We start from the raw sequence: 16,186 nt of genomic DNA, 5'->3' as shown, positions 1-16,186 counted from the left end.
CCCCTCCCCGGATCTCAGCCGATCTTGCAGGCGGCCAGCGCCGCCATGTTCAGGATATCGTTCACCGTGGAACTGGTCGAACAGATCTGAATCGGCTTTTTCACCCCGGTCAGGATCGGGCCGATTACAGTGGCCCCCGCCATTTCCTGCATCAGCTTGATCGAGATCGAGGCCGAATGCCGGGCCGGAACGATCAGGATATTGGCCGGGCCGGACAGGCGACAGAACGGATATTGCGCCATGGCACGCGGATTGAGCGCAACATCCACCGCCATTTCGCCATCATATTCGAAATCGACCTTCATCGCGTCCAGCACACGAGGGGCGCTGTGCATCTTGGTTGCACGTTCTGAAACCGGATAGCCGAAGGTAGAAAAGCTGACGAAAGCCACGCGCGGCTCAAGCCCCAGCCCGCGTGCCACGCTGGCGGAGCGGATCGCGATCTGGGCCAGATCCTCGGCCTCGGGCCATTCATGGACCAGCGTGTCCGAAATCAGAACGATCCGCCCCTTGTGCAGCAGGGCCGTCACGCCCACCGCCCCATCAGCGGCCTTGGCGTCAAACACATGGTTGATCAGGCTCAGCACATGCGCCGATTTGCGGGTGGCCCCGGTGACCAGACCGTCGCCATGGCCATGCGCCAGCATCAGTGACGAAAAAACGTGCCGATCACGGGTCGCCAGACGACGGATATCGTGATCGTCAAAGCCCTGCCGTTGCAGACGCTGATAGAGGAAATCCTTGTATTGCTCCAGGTGGCGGGAATTGCCGGCATTCACCACCTCCAACTCGCGCACAGCATCTTGCAGGCCCGCCGCCTCCAGCTTTTCGCGCACATCGCTTTCGCGACCGACCACCAGCGCCTTGCCGAGACCGGCGCGCTGATAGGCAACGGCGGCACGCAACACGCGGGGGTCATCGCCTTCGGCAAAGATCATCCGGGCCTGTGCGGCCCGCGCACGGGCATGGACGCCTTGCAGGATCGAGGCGGTCGGATCCATCCGCGACTTCAGGCTCAGCTCATAGGCATGGAGATCGATGATCGGGCGGCGCGCCACGCCGGTATCCATCCCGGCCTTGGCCACCGCAGGCGGGATCACATAGATCAGACGCGGGTCGAACGGCGTCGGGATGATGTAATCGCGCCCGAAAGACAGCTTGCGGCCATAGGCCATCGCCACTTCATCCGGCACATCCTCACGCGCAAGCAGCGCCAGCGCCTTGGCGCAAGCGATCTTCATCTCGTCATTGATCGCGCGGGCATGGATATCCAGCGCGCCGCGGAACAGATAGGGGAAGCCCAGGACGTTGTTGACCTGATTGGGGTAATCGCTGCGGCCGGTTGCCACGATGGCATCGGCGCGCACGGCATGGGCCTCCTCCGGGGTGATCTCCGGGTCGGGGTTTGCCATGGCGAAGATCACCGGATTGTCGGCCATGGAGGCCACCATCTCCGGCGTCACCGCCCCCTTGGCCGAAACGCCCAAGAAGACATCGGCCCCCATCATCGCCTCTTCCAGAGTGCGGGCATCGGTGCGCGCGGCATGGGCCGATTTCCACTGGTTCATGCCTTCGGTGCGGCCCTGATAGATCACGCCCTTGGTGTCGCACATGATGCAATTGTCATGCTTGGCACCCATCGCCTTGAGCAGCTCAAGGCAGGCGATGCCGGCGGCACCGGCACCATTGAGGACGATCTTCACATCCTCGATCTTCTTGCCGCTGATCTCCAGCGCATTGATCAGGCCTGCGGCGCAGATCACCGCCGTGCCATGCTGGTCATCATGGAAGACCGGAATATCCATCATCTCCTTGAGGCGCTGCTCGATGATGAAACATTCCGGGGCCTTGATATCCTCAAGGTTGATGCCGCCGAAGGTCGGGCCCATCAGGCTGACCGCCTTGATGATCTCTTCCGGGTCTTCGGTATCCAGCTCGATATCGATGGCATTCACGTCCGCAAAGCGCTTGAACAGCACCGCCTTGCCTTCCATGACCGGCTTGGAGGCCAGCGCCCCAAGATTGCCCATGCCGAGGATCGCGGTGCCGTTTGAGATCACCGCAACCATGTTGCCCTTGACCGTATAGTCATAGGCTGTCGCCGGATTGTCGGCGATGGCTTGCACCGGCACGGCAACGCCGGGGCTATAGGCAAGGCTCAGGTCGCGCTGCGTCGCCATCGGGGTCGAGGCGACGATATCGTATTTGCCCGGACGCGGCTCAAAGTGGTAAGCAAGCGCCTCCTCGGCGGTGATCTTGGTCTTGGACATCAGGGGGCCATCCTGTGGGAGTTCTCAGCCGTCTTAGCGCCCCCTTCCCCGTCTGCCAATTGCGGTTTGGCGCTTTTCCCGCCCAAAGCGGTTTTGTAGGGTCAGCGAACCGATGGAGGGTGATGCGTGACCGACGATGCCGTGACGCCGATGATGGCGCAATATCTGGAGATCAAGGCCGGCTATGCCGATGCGATCCTGTTCTATCGGATGGGCGACTTCTACGAGATGTTCTTTGACGACGCGGTGGCGGCGGCCGAGGCGCTGGATATCGCACTGACGAAACGCGGCTTTCATCTGGGCGAGCCGATCCCGATGTGCGGCGTGCCGGTTCATGCGGGCGACGGCTATCTGCTCACGCTGATCCGCAAAGGGTTTCGCGTGGCGATTGCCGAACAGATGGAAGACCCCGCCGAGGCCAAGAAACGCGGATCGAAATCGGTGGTGCGGCGCGATGTGGTGCGGCTGGTCACCCCCGGAACCCTGACCGAAGACACATTGCTGGAGGCGCGGCGCCACAATTTCCTTTGCGCCTTTGCCGAGGTGCGCGACGAGGGCGCACTGGCATGGACCGATATTTCCACCGGCGAATTGCGGGTGATGCCCTGCCCCCGCGCGCGCCTGTCGCCGGAACTGGCCCGCCTTGCCCCGCGTGAGGTTCTGGTCAGCGAAGCGCATGAACAGTCTCTGCACGGCCTGATTGAAGATCTGGGGGCTGCCGTCACCGTGCTGGCGCGTGGGTCATTTGATTCCACCGGATCGGAAAAGCGGCTTTGCGCATTGTGGCAGGTTGGCACGCTGGAGGCCTTTGGTGCCTTTGAGCGGGCGGAGCTTGCCGCCATGGGCGCGCTGGTCGATTATCTGGATCTGACGCAACGCGGCAAGTTGCCCTTGCTGCGCCACCCCCAGCGTGAGGCGCTTGGCGGCGCGATGCAGATCGATGCCGCAACCCGGCGCAATCTGGAAATCACCGCCGCGCTGTCGGGCGGGCGGGCAGGATCGCTTTTGGACACCATCGACCGCACGGTGACCGCGGGCGGCGGGCGCCTGCTGGAACGGCGGCTGTCTTCGCCCTCGCGCGATCTGGCGATGATCGAGGCGCGCCATGACGCGGTGACCCGGCTGCTGGAGGATGCCCGGCTGCGCGACGATCTGCGCGAGGCCCTGCGCCGGGTGCCGGATATGGACCGCGCGGTCTCGCGCCTTGCCTTGGATCGGGGCGGGCCGCGCGACTTGGCTGCGGTGCGAAATGGGTTGCAGCAAGCGGCATTGATTGCGTCGCGGATCGCAGGGTCAGCCGAGGGCCTTCTGGCGCAGGCCGCATCGGGCCTGACTGGAAATGATCAAATAATTTCCCTTTTGAAACAATCTATTGCTGAAGATCCACCGCTTCTGGCGCGTGATGGTGGCTTCATTGCCGAAGGATTTGACGCCGATCTGGACGAGACAAGACGCCTGCGCGATGAAGGCCGCGGCGTGATTGCTGCCATGCAGGCCGACTATGCGTCACAAAGCGGCGTGCAGAGCCTGAAGATCAAACATAATAATGTGCTTGGCTACTTCATCGAAACCACGGCAACGCACGCGGAAAAGATGCTGGCGCCACCGCTGAACGAGATCTTCATCCATCGCCAGACCACGGCCAATCAGGTGCGCTTCACCACGATCGAATTGAGTGCGCTGGAGACCCGTATCCTGAACGCGGGCAACCACGCGCTGGAGATCGAGAAACGCCACTTCGCAGATTTGCGCGCCGCCGTTCTGGCCGAGGCTGGCCGGATCGGCGTGGCAGCTGCCGGTCTGGCGGAACTGGATGTGGCGGCGGGCTTTGCCGACCTGGCCACATCGGAAGATTGGGTGCGGCCGCGGGTCGATGCCTCGCACGCCTTCAACATCGAGGGCGGTCGGCATCCGGTGGTGGAGCGCGCCTTGCAGCGGCAGGGCGTGCCCTTCATCGCCAATGATTGCGCGCTGACCGGAGAAAGCGTGCCAGCGATCTGGCTGCTGACCGGCCCGAACATGGCGGGTAAATCGACCTTTCTGCGGCAGAATGCGCTGATCGCCCTGCTGGCCCAGGCGGGGTCCTATGTGCCGGCGCGACGCGCGCATATCGGGCTGGTAAGCCAGTTGTTCAGCCGTGTCGGTGCCAGTGACGATCTGGCGCGCGGGCGATCCACCTTCATGGTGGAGATGGTGGAGACCGCGGCGATCCTCAATCAAGCCGATGCGCGGGCGCTGGTGATCCTGGACGAGATCGGGCGCGGCACCGCCACCTATGACGGGTTGAGCATCGCTTGGGCGACGCTGGAGCATCTGCATGACGTGAACCGCTGCCGCGCGCTGTTTGCCACCCATTACCATGAGATGACTGCGCTGGCGGGCAAACTGCCGGGGGTGGAGAACGCCACCGTCGCCGTGAAGGAATGGGAAGGCGAGGTGATCTTCCTGCATGAAGTGCGGAAAGGCGCGGCGGATCGCAGCTATGGCGTGCAGGTCGCGCGGCTGGCAGGCCTGCCTGATCAGGTCATCGAGCGCGCCAAGGTGGTGCTGGAGGCGCTGGAGGCCGGCGAGCGCGCGGGTGGCACGCGGCAAAAGGCGCTGATCGACGATCTGCCGCTGTTTCGAGCCGCAGCCCCTGCCCCGGTGAAAGCCGCGCCGAAGCAATCGCCGGTGGAAACCGCCCTGCGCGCGGTGAAGCCGGACGAATTGACCCCGATGGCGGCACTTCAACTGGTCTATGAATTGAAACAGGCGCTGGCGGAATAGCCAGCGCCTGCGCGTTCATCCGGGTGGAGCGTTCAGCCTGCGGTGTTGGAGCTGACCCCAACCTGCGCCGGGCGCAACAGGCGGTCATGCAGCAGGAAGCCTTCGGTCAAAACCTGAATGATCTGCCCCGCCTTGGTGCCGGGCAGCGGGGCCTCGAACATCGCCTGATGCTGCTGCGGGTCGAAAACATCGCCGACCTCAGGCACGATCGGCGTCACACCATGCTTGCCCAGAACCGAGATCAGTTCGCGCATCGTCAGCTCCACGCCTTCGATCAGGGCAGCGGATTGGGCACGGTTTTCCTCCGTCACCGTCGCAAGGGCGCGGCGAAGGTTGTCATGGACCGGCAACATATCGCGGGCCAGCTTGGAGCCGCCATATTGCTCGGCCTCGCGGCGATCCCGCTCGCCGCGCTTGCGGGCATTTTCCGCATCTGCCAGCGCCCGCATGAAGCGGTCGCGCAGGTCATCCCGTTCTGCACGCAGTGCCTCCAGCTCATCGGCACCGATGAACTCTTCAAACTCTTCCAGGTTCAGATCCTTCGATCCATCCTGATCCTGCGCCATATTCCTCGTCCTCTCTTCGCTTCGTCACCGCCCGCGGTCGGACACCATCCGACCGAGCAGCTGCGCCGTATAATCCACGATCGGAACGATCCGCCCGTAATTGAGGCGAGTCGGCCCGATCACGCCCACGGCACCAATGATCTTCCGATCAGCGTTCATATAGGGAGAGACCACCAAAGAGGAACCCGAAAGTGAAAAGAGTTTGTTCTCGGAGCCGATAAAAATGCGCACCCCATCGCCCTGCTCCGTCAAGTCGATGACATCGGCAATATCCTGTGTGCGTTCGAGATCATCGAACAGGTGGCGGATGCGCGTCAGCTCTTCGAGATCGGCGGAACCATCCAGCAAATTGGCACGGCCACGCACGATCAGCCGCTCGCTCGGCTCGCCCGCATTTTCCCAGACGGCCAAACCGCGTTCCACCAGAGCCCCGGCCAGGCTGTCAATCTCGCGGCGGCGCTGTTCGATATCACGGCGGACGGAGCCGCGCAGATCCGAGAAGGTGCGCCCCTCGGCCAAGGCATTGAGGAAGTTCGCCGCTTCCCGCATCGCTGAGGGCGTCAGACCGGGCGGCGGGGTGAAAAGGCGGTTCTCCACATGGCCATCGGCAAAGACCAGCACCACCAATGCCCGATCCTGCGCCAGATGGATAAACTCGATATGCTTGATCGGTGCCTCTTCATGCTTGGGGGCCAGCACGATGGAGGCACTGCCGGTCACCCCCGACAGCACCGCGCCCACGCGATCCAGCATCATGTTCACATCCGGCGTCGCCGCATCCACCGTGGCATCGATCCGCTCACGATCGGCATGGGCGACCGATCCGATTTCCAGCAGCCCATCAACAAACAGCCGCAGGCCAAGCTGCGTGGGGATCCGCCCTGCCGAGATATGCGGGCTACCCAGGAGGCCAAGATATTCCAGATCCTGCATCACATTGCGAATGGTCGCCGCGCTGATCCGCTCCGAGAAATCGCGGGTCAGCGTGCGCGAACCCACGGGATCGCCCGAGGTCAGATAGCCCTCGACCACACGGCGGAACACCTCCCGCGAGCGGGCATTCATCTCAGTCAGGAGTTGCGGCGTATCCATCATCTTCTTGCCCGGGCCACGGCTCTGCCCCAAATGTGGGTGGTGGCTTCATCTGCGTCAATAACGGTTGCACTCGCAAGACCGCGATGCGTATTTGATCGGGAAATTGAACTTGAGGAAAGCAAGATGCGGCCGTCCGGACGGAAACTCGATCAACTGCGCAATGTCAGCATTGAAACAGGTGTCACCAAACATGCAGAGGGCTCCTGCCTGATCCGCATGGGCGATACCCATGTGCTTTGCACCGCGACCATCGAAGACAAGGCCCCGCCCTTCCTGAAGAACACCGGGCTGGGCTGGGTGACGGCGGAATATGGGATGTTGCCGCGCGCCACCAATAGCCGCACCCGGCGTGAGGCGGCAGCGGGCAAGCAGAGCGGCCGCACCCAAGAGATTCAGCGCCTGATCGGCCGGTCGCTGCGCGCGGGCGTCGATCGTTCGGCCCTGGGCGAACGTCAGATCGTGGTGGATTGCGATGTAATCCAGGCCGATGGCGGCACCCGCTGCGCCTCGATCACCGGCGGCTGGGTGGCGCTGCGCCTTGCAGTGAACAAGCTGCTGAAGGCCAATCTCATCACCAGCGACCCGATCATCGATCATGTGGCGGCGGTGTCCTGCGGCATCTATGCCGGGCAGGCCGTGCTGGATCTGGATTATGCCGAAGATTCCACCGCCGGGACCGATGGCAATTTCGTGCTGACCGGATCGAAGCGAATGATCGAGGTGCAGATGTCTGCCGAAGGCGCGACCTTCAGCCGGGCCGAGATGGACGAGTTGCTGACCCTGTCGGAGCTGGGCATCGAGGCGCTGGTGGCAGCGCAAAAGGCGGCGATCGATGGCCGGGCGTAAGTTCACGGGCGACCAGCTTCTGGTCGCCACCCATAACAAGGGCAAGCTGGAAGAGATCGCCAAGCTGCTGGAACCCTATGCGCTGCGCGTCAGTTCGGCGGCGGAGTTCAACCTTCCAGAGCCGGTGGAGTCGGAAACGACCTTCATCGGCAATGCCCGCATCAAAGCCCATTCCGGGGCGCAGGCGACCGGCCTGCCTACACTTGCCGATGATTCCGGCCTGTCTGTCGCCGCGCTTGGTGGTGCCCCCGGCGTCTATACCGCCGATTGGGCCGAAACTCCGCAGGGGCGCGATTTCCCGATGGCGATGGCGCGGGTCTGGTCAGAGCTGGAGGCGCTGTCTGCGCCCCTGCCCCGGCTGGCCAGCTTTCACTGCACGCTGGTCATGGCCTGGCCGGACGGGCATGACGAGGTGTTCGAAGGTGTGATCAAGGGTCAGATCGTCTGGCCCGGCCGTGGTGATCAGGGCCACGGCTATGATCCGATCTTTCAAGCTGATGGCCATACCGAAACCTTTGGGGAAATGGACCGCTGGCAGAAGAACGAGATCAGCCATCGTGCGGATGCGTTTCGCAAGCTCATTGAGGGATGTTTCACGTGAAACATTCGGGTGCGGAAGATTGGCAGAATGCGGGCTTTGGCCTTTATTTCCATTGGCCCTTCTGCCAATCGAAGTGCCCCTATTGCGATTTCAACAGCCATGTCAGCGCGCAGATCGAGCAGGATAGCTGGTGTGACGCCTATCTGACTGAGATCCGACGCCTTGGGGATCTGGTGCCGGACCGCATCTTGCAAACCGTCTATTTCGGCGGCGGCACCCCGTCGCTGATGCCCCCGAAGACGGTGGAGCGCATTCTGGATGCGGTGCAATCCACCTGGCGCATCGCCAATGATATCGAGATCACGCTCGAGGCCAATCCGACCTCGGTAGAGATCGACAAGCTGACCGGCTTTCGCAGTGCCGGGGTGAACCGTCTGTCGCTGGGATTGCAGGCGTTGCGTGATGAGGACCTGCGCCGTCTGGGTCGGATGCACAGCGCCGCAGAGGGATTGCGCGCGCTTGAGGTCGCCGGTTCTGTCTTTGCCCGGCACAGTTTCGACCTGATCTACGCCCGGCAGCACCAGAGCCTTGTCGATTGGGAGCAAGAACTGCGCGAGGGGTTGAGCTTTGGCGCAGACCATATGTCGCTCTATCAGCTAACTGTCGAGGACGGCACAGTCTTCGGCCAGCGCCATGCGCGCGGCATGTTGCACGGGCTGCCGACCGAGGATCTAGGTGCCGATTTCTTCGACCTGACACAGCAGATCTGCGAGGACGCCGGTCTGCCCGCCTATGAGGTGTCGAACCACGCCCGGCCCGGCATGGAATCGCGACATAACCAAATCTACTGGAATTCCGGCGATTTTGGCGGCATTGGCCCCGGCGCGCATGGGCGGTTGACGATTGGCGGCAAGCGTATTGCCACAGCTGCCGAACGCAGCCCCGCCGTTTGGCTGGCACAGGCCAATAGCGGCACAGTGCAGGATATCGATCATAGCTTGGGCAGCGAGGAAATTGCCGTGGAGTTCCTGCTGATGGGGCTGCGGCTGCGCCAAGGCATATCCATGCGGCGCTTTACCGAATCCAGCGGCATGAGCCTGCCCGAGACCGCGATCATCGAGCTGGAAGAGCTCGGCATGGTGGAGCGTGTGGATGATATGCTCAGGGCGACCGCTGCCGGTCGCCCCCTGTTGAACGCCATCCTGCGCAAGCTGACAGAAGCGCTGTAGTGCCTCAGATCATGTCGCGACGCGCCAGCGATAGCGCGTTGCAGAGGAAATCCAGATCATCGAGCGAGTTGTAGCGGATCGACAGAACCCCCGCCTCGCCGCCTGGCTCATGCCGGATGGTGACACCCATGCCGAGATTGGCTGACAGGTCGCCCTGCAACGCCCGTGTATCGGCATCAACCTCGGGTCCTGTGGTGCTACGACCGCCGCCAGTGGACCTTCCACCACCCTTCGGCGCGGGCTTGCCAGCCTCATCGCGCACCAGATCCTCTGTCGCCCGCACACTCAACGCCTGATCGATGACTTTCTGTGCCAGTTCACCCGGATTTTTCGCGGTGATGAGGGCACGGGCGTGACCTGCCGACAGCTTGCCCTCCACCACATGCGCCTGCACATCTTCCGGCAGGTTCAGCAGGCGAAGCAGGTTCGCGATATAGGAACGGCTTTTCGACAGCGCTTCACCCAGACGTTCCTGGGTATGGCCGAACCGATCCATCAATTGCCGAAACGCCAGCGCCTCTTCGATCGGATTCAGATCAGCGCGCTGGATATTTTCGATGATTGCGACTTCCAGCACCTCGTGATCGTCAAAATCACGAATCAACACCGGCAGTTCATGCAGTTGCGCCATCTGCGAGGCGCGCCAGCGGCGCTCACCCGCGACGATCTCGTAATGCCCTGCGCGATCCGCAATCGGCCGGACGATCAAGGGCTGCAAGACGCCCTTGGCCCGGATGGAGGCCGCAAGATCATTCAGATGATCGTCCGAGAATTGCCGACGCGGCTGGTTCGGGTTGCGATGCAGCTTTTCGATGGGCAGCATGTCCGGGCGCCGGCGCGGCGCGGCCGCCGCTTGCTCGGGCACCTCCGCGACGGCGGGTGAGAGGTTGATATCTGCCATCAACGCGGACAGACCGCGCCCCAACCCCCGGCGCTCTGGCTTGCGATCGGTCATGCGTTCTCTCCCTCACTGCGAAACCTGGTCCCGGCGCGTGCCGCGATCTCTGTGGCAAGCGCGCGGTAGGCCTCGCTCCCCTTCGATGTCGGGTCATAGGACAACACCGGCAACGCAAAAGAAGGTGCCTCGCTGACACGAACATTGCGCGGGATCATCGTGGTGAAAACCAACTCACCCAAGGTTTGCCGCACGTCATTTTCCACCTGTTGCGACAGGTTATTGCGACCATCATACATCGTCAGCAGCACACCTTCGATGCGCAGGTTGGGATTGGCGCTTTCCCGAACCGTGCGAATGGTCAACATCAATTGCGACAACCCTTCCAGCGCAAAGAACTCTGCCTGCAGTGGAATCAGCACCGAATGCGCAGCGCAAAGTGCGTTCACCGTCAACAGATTGAGCGATGGCGGGCAATCGATCAAGATATAGTCAAGCTCCAGCCCGTCAATATCGCGATCCCGCAAGGCATCATGCAGCAGGAAACTGCGCTTTTCGTTCGATACCATCTCAATATCTGCCGAGGCCAGATCGGCATTGGCAGGACAGACCAACAGGTTCGGAATCACCGTGGTCTGCACCGCGCTGCTGACCGGCATATCCTCCAACAGAATATCATAGCTGGTCACGCTGCGCTGTGCGGCTTCGACGCCCAGGCCGGTCGAGGCATTGCCTTGCGGATCCAGATCGACGATCAGCACCTTGGCACCAAGCGCCACAAAGCCGGCCGCAAGGTTGATTGTGGTCGTCGTCTTGCCCACGCCACCCTTCTGATTGGTGATCGCGATGATCTTCGGCAGGCGCGGACGCGAAGGGTCAGACATGGCGTATCTCACTCAGGATCAGGATTCGGGCTTCGGCCTGGGTCAAGCTTGTCACCTCTTTCAGATCGAAGTGCCAGCGCTTTCGGGCGTCAGACAGCTCTTGCTCGAAAGTCGCACCCTTTGGAAAGATGGCCTGGCCATCTGGTGCAAGATGGCGATGTGCAAATCCACAAAGTACATCCAGCGCCGCAAGTGCCCGGGCCGAAATGACATCGGCACCCTGCGGTGCCAGCGTCTCGATTTTTTCCGTCGCAACCTTTACCGGCAGATTCAGCTGTCGCGAAACTTCGCGCAGAAAGGCTGATTTGCGCTGATCGACTTCGACCAGCGTCACACGCGCCTGTGGCGCGATCTCACGGGCAAGGATGGCAACCACAATTCCAGGCAGGCCACCACCCGACCCGAGGTCAACCCAATGCCTCAAATCCGGCTGGATCAGCGGTAAAAGCTGTGCCGAATCCAAAATGTGACGATCCCACAGGGCATCCAACGTTGATTTTGCCACCAGATTGACCACCGGGTTCCACTTACGAATCAGCCCGGCATAGGTTTCAAGCTGGTCCAGTGTTTCACGTGAAACATTGGCAAGCAAATTCTGCATCGTCATCAATCGGCCACCTTGCGAAGCGGCGCTTTCTTCAGATGTGCCAACAACAGCACCAGGGCGGCGGGTGTCATGCCCTCGATCTTCCCGGCATGGGCAAGGCTGCTGGGGCGCAGGCGATTGAGCTTCTGCAAAAGTTCCCCGGACAAGCCCGAAAGCGCCGCATAGTTGAAATCCGCAGGAATCAACATCGCCTCATCGCGCCGCAATGCCTCAACGTCATTGGATTGGCGTTCAGAAAAGCGCGCGTAAAGAGCATCTATCTGAACCTGCGTCTGGATATCCGCCGGAAGCGCCGCAAACTCTGGCACTGTCGTGGCAAATTGCGCCGGCTGAACCTCGGGATAGGTCAACAGATCAAGGGCCGTGCGTCTGCCGCCATCCCGGCTGACCTCGATACCGATCTCGCGCGCCTCACCCGGTGTCAAGCTGACGCCACGCAGCAAATCGGCACCGCGTGTAACCTGCGCCATCTTATCCTCCCAGATCGCTGCGCGCTCCGGCCGCACGCAACCAAGGCGCATCCCGAGCGGGGTCAGGCGCTGGTCCGCATTATCCGCCCGCAGCGTCAGTCGATACTCAGCGCGCGAAGTGAACATGCGATACGGTTCACTGACACCAAAGCCGATCAGATCGTCGATCATCACACCGATATAGCTGTCTGTCCGGCTGAATGTCACCGGATCGGCGTCGCGGACCAATTGCACGGCATTCACCGCCGCGACCAGGCCTTGGGCGGCGGCCTCTTCGTAACCCGTCGTGCCGTTGATTTGCCCGGCAAGGAAAAGCCCCGGCAAATGCTTGCTTTCCAGACCCGGCTTCAACGCACGCGGATCAAAATAGTCATATTCGATGGCATAGGCCGGTTGCAGGATCTTCACTGCCTCCAAGCCCCGGATCGACCGCACATAGGCTTCCTGCACCTCGATCGGCAGCGAACTGGAAATGCCGTTGGGATAGACCGTGTGATCATCGAGCCCCTCGGGCTCCAGAAACACCTGATGGCTGTCCTTATCGGCAAAGCGAACCACCTTATCCTCGATCGAGGGACAATAACGCGGCCCGACACCTTCGATATGCCCGCCATACATCGCCGATCTTGACAGATTCTGCCGGATGATCTCATGCGTTGCCGCATTGGTATGGGTGATGCCGCAGCTGATCTGCCGCAGCGCCGGGCGCTTGTTCAGGAAGGAAAACATCACCGGATCGGCATCACCATCCTGCCGATCCAGAATATCCCAGTTGATGGTCCGGCCATCAAGCCGCGGCGGTGTGCCGGTTTTCAACCGCCCGCGCGGCAAGCCAAACCCGGCCAGCCGCTGTGCGAGCGAGATCGACGGTCGATCGCCCATCCGCCCGGCGGCATGGCTGACATCGCCGATATGGATCAATCCGTTCAGGAAGGTTCCGGCCGTCAGGATGACAGCCTTTGCCGCAGTCTCGGCCCCGTCCGCCAGGACCACGCCCGTGACACGATCCCCTTGCTGGATCAGGTCGGAAACCTCAGATTCCAGAATCGTCAGATGCGGCTCAGCCTCCAGTGCGGCGCGCATCGCGATGCGGTATTGCTTGCGATCCGCCTGGGCGCGCGGCCCCTGCACCGCCGGTCCCTTACGGCGGTTCAGCAGCCGGAACTGGATCCCGGCCTGATCGGCAACGCGGCCCATGACCCCATCCAGCGCGTCGATCTCGCGCACCAGATGGCCCTTCCCCAGGCCACCAATCGCCGGATTACAGGACATCGTTCCGATATCCGCCATACGCAGCGTGATCAGCAGCGTCTGTGCGCCCATCCGCGCCGCCGTGGCCGCTGCTTCACATCCCGCGTGACCAGCACCGATCACAATGACATCGAAATGTTTCACGTGAAACACTCCTCATTTCCCGATACAGAATGACGAGAAGATCTCGCCCAGAATATCCTCGACGCCGACACGGCCGATCAGTTGATCAAGGCCCCGGATCGCCCGCCGCACGTCCTCGGCAACCAGCTCGATTCGATCTGGCCCATGCTGTAACTCATCCAGCGCGGATTCCAAAGCCGTCACAGCGCGGGTCACCAGCAAACGATGCCGTTCCCGGATCAGACTGCCCGAACCGGAAATGCGTCTGGCCAGAATCTGCCCGATTTCGGCAACAAGCGCATCAATGCCTTGCCCGGTCCAGGCGGAGATCATCCGATAACCGTGACCCTGTTGCAAATCCGCCTTGCCGATGACGACAATATCCTCGGGCTGCAAATCCATCGGCAATGCCTCTTCGGGCGCGCCAAGAATGATGATGCGTAGATCGGCAGCCTCGCCCCGTGCACGGGCGCGGGCAATGCCAATCGCCTCAATCTGGTCTGCGGTCTCTCGCATTCCCGCAGTATCGAGCAAGGTCACGGGTAGCCCCGCCAGATCCAGGCGGACCTCGATCACATCGCGCGTGGTGCCTGCGATTTCAGAGGTAATTGCAGCCTCTCGCCCCGCCAAAGTATTGAGAAGTGTGGATTTTCCGACATTCGGCGCACCAAGGATCGCAACTTCGAACCCGTCGCGCACCCGCTCGGTCAGCGTCGATTCCTGCAATTCGCGCTTCATCTCGGCGATCAGCCCGATCAGGATCTGCCGCACTTCCGGTGTCACGTCGACGGGCACATCCTCTTCGACGAAATCGATCACTGCTTCCAGCAGCGCCGCTGCCCGCAACAGCCCTGGTCGCCAACCGTCAATCCGTCGCCCCAGGTCTCCGGCAAGCACCCGAAACGCCTGTTTGCGCTGCGCCTCGGTCTCGGCATCGATCAGGTCGGCAAGGCCCTCCACTTGGGCAAGATCCAGACGGCTGTTCTCCAGCGCCCGACGGGTGAATTCCCCCGCCTCTGCCAACCGTAAACCGGGGATTTCACCCAGAACACGCAGCACGGCAGAGGTCACGGCGGTGGAGCCATGGAGTTGCAGCTCAGCGACGTCTTCGCCAGTAAAGCTTTCGCCTGCGGCAAATAAAAGCACCAGACCTTCATCCAGAACCTCACCTTGCCACAAGATCTTGCGTAAGGCGGCTTGCCGTAACGGTGGAAGGCTGCGGCCTGTCAATTGGGCCACAATCCCGTGCGCCTGTGGGCCAGAAAGCCGGATCACGGAAACACCCGCCCGGCCCCTGGCTGTTGCCAAGGCGAAGATCGTGTCCATCACATAACCCCTAGCCTGCGGATCAGGTGTTCATCGAATCGAAGAAATCCGCATTCGATTTGGTCTGTTTCAGCTTGGAAATCAGGAATTCGATGGCATCCGTGGTGCCCATCGGGTTCAGGATGCGGCGCAGGACATAGGTTTTCTGCAAATCGGTCTTCTCGACCAGCAGATCCTCTTTCCTTGTGCCGGATTTGAGGATGTCCATCGCCGGGAAGACGCGCTTGTCCGCGACTTTGCGGTCAAGCACGATCTCGCTGTTGCCGGTGCCTTTGAATTCTTCAAAGATCACCTCGTCCATCCGGCTGCCGGTATCGATCAGCGCGGTAGCGATGATGGTCAGGCTGCCGCCCTCTTCGATATTGCGCGCCGCCCCGAAGAAGCGTTTCGGGCGTTGCAGGGCGTTGGCATCCACACCGCCAGTCAGCACCTTTCCGCTCGACGGCACAACGGTGTTGAAAGCGCGGCCCAGACGGGTGATCGAATCGAGCAAGATCACCACGTCGCGCTTGTGTTCGACCAGACGCTTGGCCTTTTCGATCACCATTTCGGCGACCGCGACGTGCCGGGTTGCCGGCTCGTCGAAGGTTGAGGACACAACCTCGCCCTTCACTGACCGCTGCATGTCGGTGACTTCCTCGGGGCGTTCGTCGATCAGCAGCACGATCAGATAGCATTCAGGGTGGTTGACCTCGACCGAACGCGCGATGTTTTGCAGCAGAACCGTCTTACCCGTGCGCGGCGGTGCCACGATCAGGGCGCGCTGGCCTTTACCGATAGGTGCCACCAGATCGATGATCCGGGCCGAGCGATCCTTGATGGTCGGATCCTCGATTTCCATCTTCAGACGCTCATCCGGGTAAAGCGGCGTCAGGTTGTCGAAATGGACCTTGTGCTTGGCCTTTTCGGGATCATCGAAGTTGATCCGCTCGGCTTTCACCAGGCTGAAATACCGCTCATTGTCGCGCGGACCCTGAATGACGCCTGAAATCGTGTCGCCGGTGCGCAGGCTGAAGATGCGGATCATGTCTGGGCTGACATAGATATCATCCGGGCCGGGCAGATAGTTGGCCTCAGGGCTGCGCAGGAAGCCGAAACCGTCCTGCAACACTTCCAGCACGCCGTCGCCGCCGATCTCCCAACCCTCTTCGGCATGTTCCTTGAGAATGGAGAACATCATCTCGCCCTTGCGCATGGACGGCGCGTTCTCGATCTCCCATTCCTCGGCCATCGCCAGCAGTTCGGCCGGGGTTTTGGCTTTCAGATCGGAAAGGTTCAGGCGTTCAATGGTCATGGATTTGCTCATCCGCAAAGGCC

The 16,186-nt window shown here is 61.7% G+C and carries 13 protein-coding genes; 4 read left to right on the top strand and 9 right to left on the bottom strand.

Annotated elements, in window-relative coordinates:
• Positions 1 to 14: 14 nt before the first annotated feature.
• Positions 15 to 2,270, bottom strand: coding sequence for an NADP-dependent malic enzyme (locus GBJ34_RS09090; protein WP_151718951.1), 2,256 nt, complete (start codon positions 2,268 to 2,270; stop codon positions 15 to 17).
• A 126-nt stretch (positions 2,271 to 2,396) separates the two neighbouring features.
• On the opposite strand from GBJ34_RS09090, the gene mutS reads away from it, so the two are divergent.
• Positions 2,397 to 5,036 carry a DNA mismatch repair protein MutS gene (mutS, locus tag GBJ34_RS09085; protein ID WP_151718950.1) on the top strand — a complete coding sequence of 880 codons (2,640 nt, stop codon included), beginning with the start codon at positions 2,397 to 2,399 and terminating at the stop codon, positions 5,034 to 5,036.
• 32 nt (positions 5,037 to 5,068) lie between these two features.
• Here the strand turns inward: mutS and GBJ34_RS09080 are convergent, their stop codons facing one another.
• Positions 5,069 to 5,602: a nucleotide exchange factor GrpE gene (locus GBJ34_RS09080; protein ID WP_151718949.1), complete on the bottom strand. Its 534-nt coding sequence runs from the start codon at positions 5,600 to 5,602 to the stop codon at positions 5,069 to 5,071.
• 24 nt (positions 5,603 to 5,626) lie between these two features.
• Positions 5,627 to 6,697, bottom strand: a complete 1,071-nt coding sequence (gene hrcA / locus GBJ34_RS09075; protein ID WP_151718948.1) for a heat-inducible transcriptional repressor HrcA — start codon at positions 6,695 to 6,697, stop codon at positions 5,627 to 5,629.
• Between the two features lie 123 nt (positions 6,698 to 6,820).
• Here hrcA and rph point away from each other — a divergent pair, with 123 nt between their 5' ends.
• From rph to hemW, 3 genes are read left to right on the top strand one after another with little or no spacing between them, the layout of a single operon-like run.
• Positions 6,821 to 7,543, top strand: coding sequence for a ribonuclease PH (rph, locus tag GBJ34_RS09070; RefSeq protein WP_151718947.1), 723 nt, complete (start codon positions 6,821 to 6,823; stop codon positions 7,541 to 7,543).
• Positions 7,530 to 8,144 carry an RdgB/HAM1 family non-canonical purine NTP pyrophosphatase gene (gene rdgB / locus GBJ34_RS09065; RefSeq protein WP_151718946.1) on the top strand — a complete coding sequence of 205 codons (615 nt, stop codon included), beginning with the start codon at positions 7,530 to 7,532 and terminating at the stop codon, positions 8,142 to 8,144. Before rph ends, rdgB begins: the two co-directional genes overlap by 14 nt.
• Positions 8,141 to 9,313 (top strand): radical SAM family heme chaperone HemW, encoded by a 1,173-nt coding sequence (gene hemW / locus GBJ34_RS09060; RefSeq protein ID WP_226341104.1) that lies wholly within the window; start codon positions 8,141 to 8,143, stop codon positions 9,311 to 9,313. Before rdgB ends, hemW begins: the two co-directional genes overlap by 4 nt.
• 4 nt (positions 9,314 to 9,317) lie before the next feature.
• Here the strand turns inward: hemW and GBJ34_RS09055 are convergent, their stop codons facing one another.
• From GBJ34_RS09055 to rho, 6 genes are read right to left on the bottom strand one after another with little or no spacing between them, the layout of a single operon-like run.
• Complete coding sequence (locus GBJ34_RS09055; protein ID WP_151718944.1) at positions 9,318 to 10,268, bottom strand: ParB/RepB/Spo0J family partition protein; 951 nt, start codon at positions 10,266 to 10,268, stop codon at positions 9,318 to 9,320.
• Entirely contained in the window at positions 10,265 to 11,092 is an 828-nt protein-coding gene (locus GBJ34_RS09050) for a ParA family protein (RefSeq protein WP_151718943.1), read from the bottom strand. The genes GBJ34_RS09055 and GBJ34_RS09050 overlap by 4 nt, the downstream gene beginning before the upstream one ends.
• Positions 11,085 to 11,699 (bottom strand): 16S rRNA (guanine(527)-N(7))-methyltransferase RsmG, encoded by a 615-nt coding sequence (gene rsmG / locus GBJ34_RS09045; RefSeq protein ID WP_151718942.1) that lies wholly within the window; start codon positions 11,697 to 11,699, stop codon positions 11,085 to 11,087. The genes GBJ34_RS09050 and rsmG overlap by 8 nt, the downstream gene beginning before the upstream one ends.
• Positions 11,699 to 13,564 (bottom strand): tRNA uridine-5-carboxymethylaminomethyl(34) synthesis enzyme MnmG, encoded by a 1,866-nt coding sequence (gene mnmG / locus GBJ34_RS09040; RefSeq protein WP_192931158.1) that lies wholly within the window; start codon positions 13,562 to 13,564, stop codon positions 11,699 to 11,701. The genes rsmG and mnmG overlap by 1 nt, the downstream gene beginning before the upstream one ends.
• A gap of 12 nt (positions 13,565 to 13,576) precedes the next feature.
• Positions 13,577 to 14,869, bottom strand: a complete 1,293-nt coding sequence (gene mnmE / locus GBJ34_RS09035) for a tRNA uridine-5-carboxymethylaminomethyl(34) synthesis GTPase MnmE (protein WP_151718940.1) — start codon at positions 14,867 to 14,869, stop codon at positions 13,577 to 13,579.
• Between the two features lie 22 nt (positions 14,870 to 14,891).
• Positions 14,892 to 16,163, bottom strand: a complete 1,272-nt coding sequence (gene rho / locus GBJ34_RS09030; protein WP_151718939.1) for a transcription termination factor Rho — start codon at positions 16,161 to 16,163, stop codon at positions 14,892 to 14,894.
• Positions 16,164 to 16,186 lie beyond the last annotated feature (23 nt).

The sequence above is a fragment of the Gemmobacter serpentinus genome, assembly GCF_008973825.1.
GTDB classification, from domain to species: domain Bacteria; phylum Pseudomonadota; class Alphaproteobacteria; order Rhodobacterales; family Rhodobacteraceae; genus Gemmobacter; species Gemmobacter serpentinus.
This window is presented reverse-complemented; position numbering and strand designations above follow the sequence as displayed.

Coding starts and splice junctions, on each gene's coding strand:
- GBJ34_RS09090 (WP_151718951.1), bottom strand. CDS start 2,270: ATGTCCAAGACCAAGATCACCGCCGAGGAGGCGCTTGCTTACCACTTT.
- GBJ34_RS09080 (WP_151718949.1), bottom strand. CDS start 5,602: ATGGCGCAGGATCAGGATGGATCGAAGGATCTGAACCTGGAAGAGTTT.
- hrcA (WP_151718948.1), bottom strand. CDS start 6,697: ATGATGGATACGCCGCAACTCCTGACTGAGATGAATGCCCGCTCGCGG.
- rph (WP_151718947.1), top strand. CDS start 6,821: ATGCGGCCGTCCGGACGGAAACTCGATCAACTGCGCAATGTCAGCATT.
- rdgB (WP_151718946.1), top strand. CDS start 7,530: ATGGCCGGGCGTAAGTTCACGGGCGACCAGCTTCTGGTCGCCACCCAT.
- GBJ34_RS09055 (WP_151718944.1), bottom strand. CDS start 10,268: ATGACCGATCGCAAGCCAGAGCGCCGGGGGTTGGGGCGCGGTCTGTCC.
- GBJ34_RS09050 (WP_151718943.1), bottom strand. CDS start 11,092: ATGTCTGACCCTTCGCGTCCGCGCCTGCCGAAGATCATCGCGATCACC.
- rsmG (WP_151718942.1), bottom strand. CDS start 11,699: ATGACGATGCAGAATTTGCTTGCCAATGTTTCACGTGAAACACTGGAC.
- mnmE (WP_151718940.1), bottom strand. CDS start 14,869: ATGGACACGATCTTCGCCTTGGCAACAGCCAGGGGCCGGGCGGGTGTT.
- rho (WP_151718939.1), bottom strand. CDS start 16,163: ATGACCATTGAACGCCTGAACCTTTCCGATCTGAAAGCCAAAACCCCG.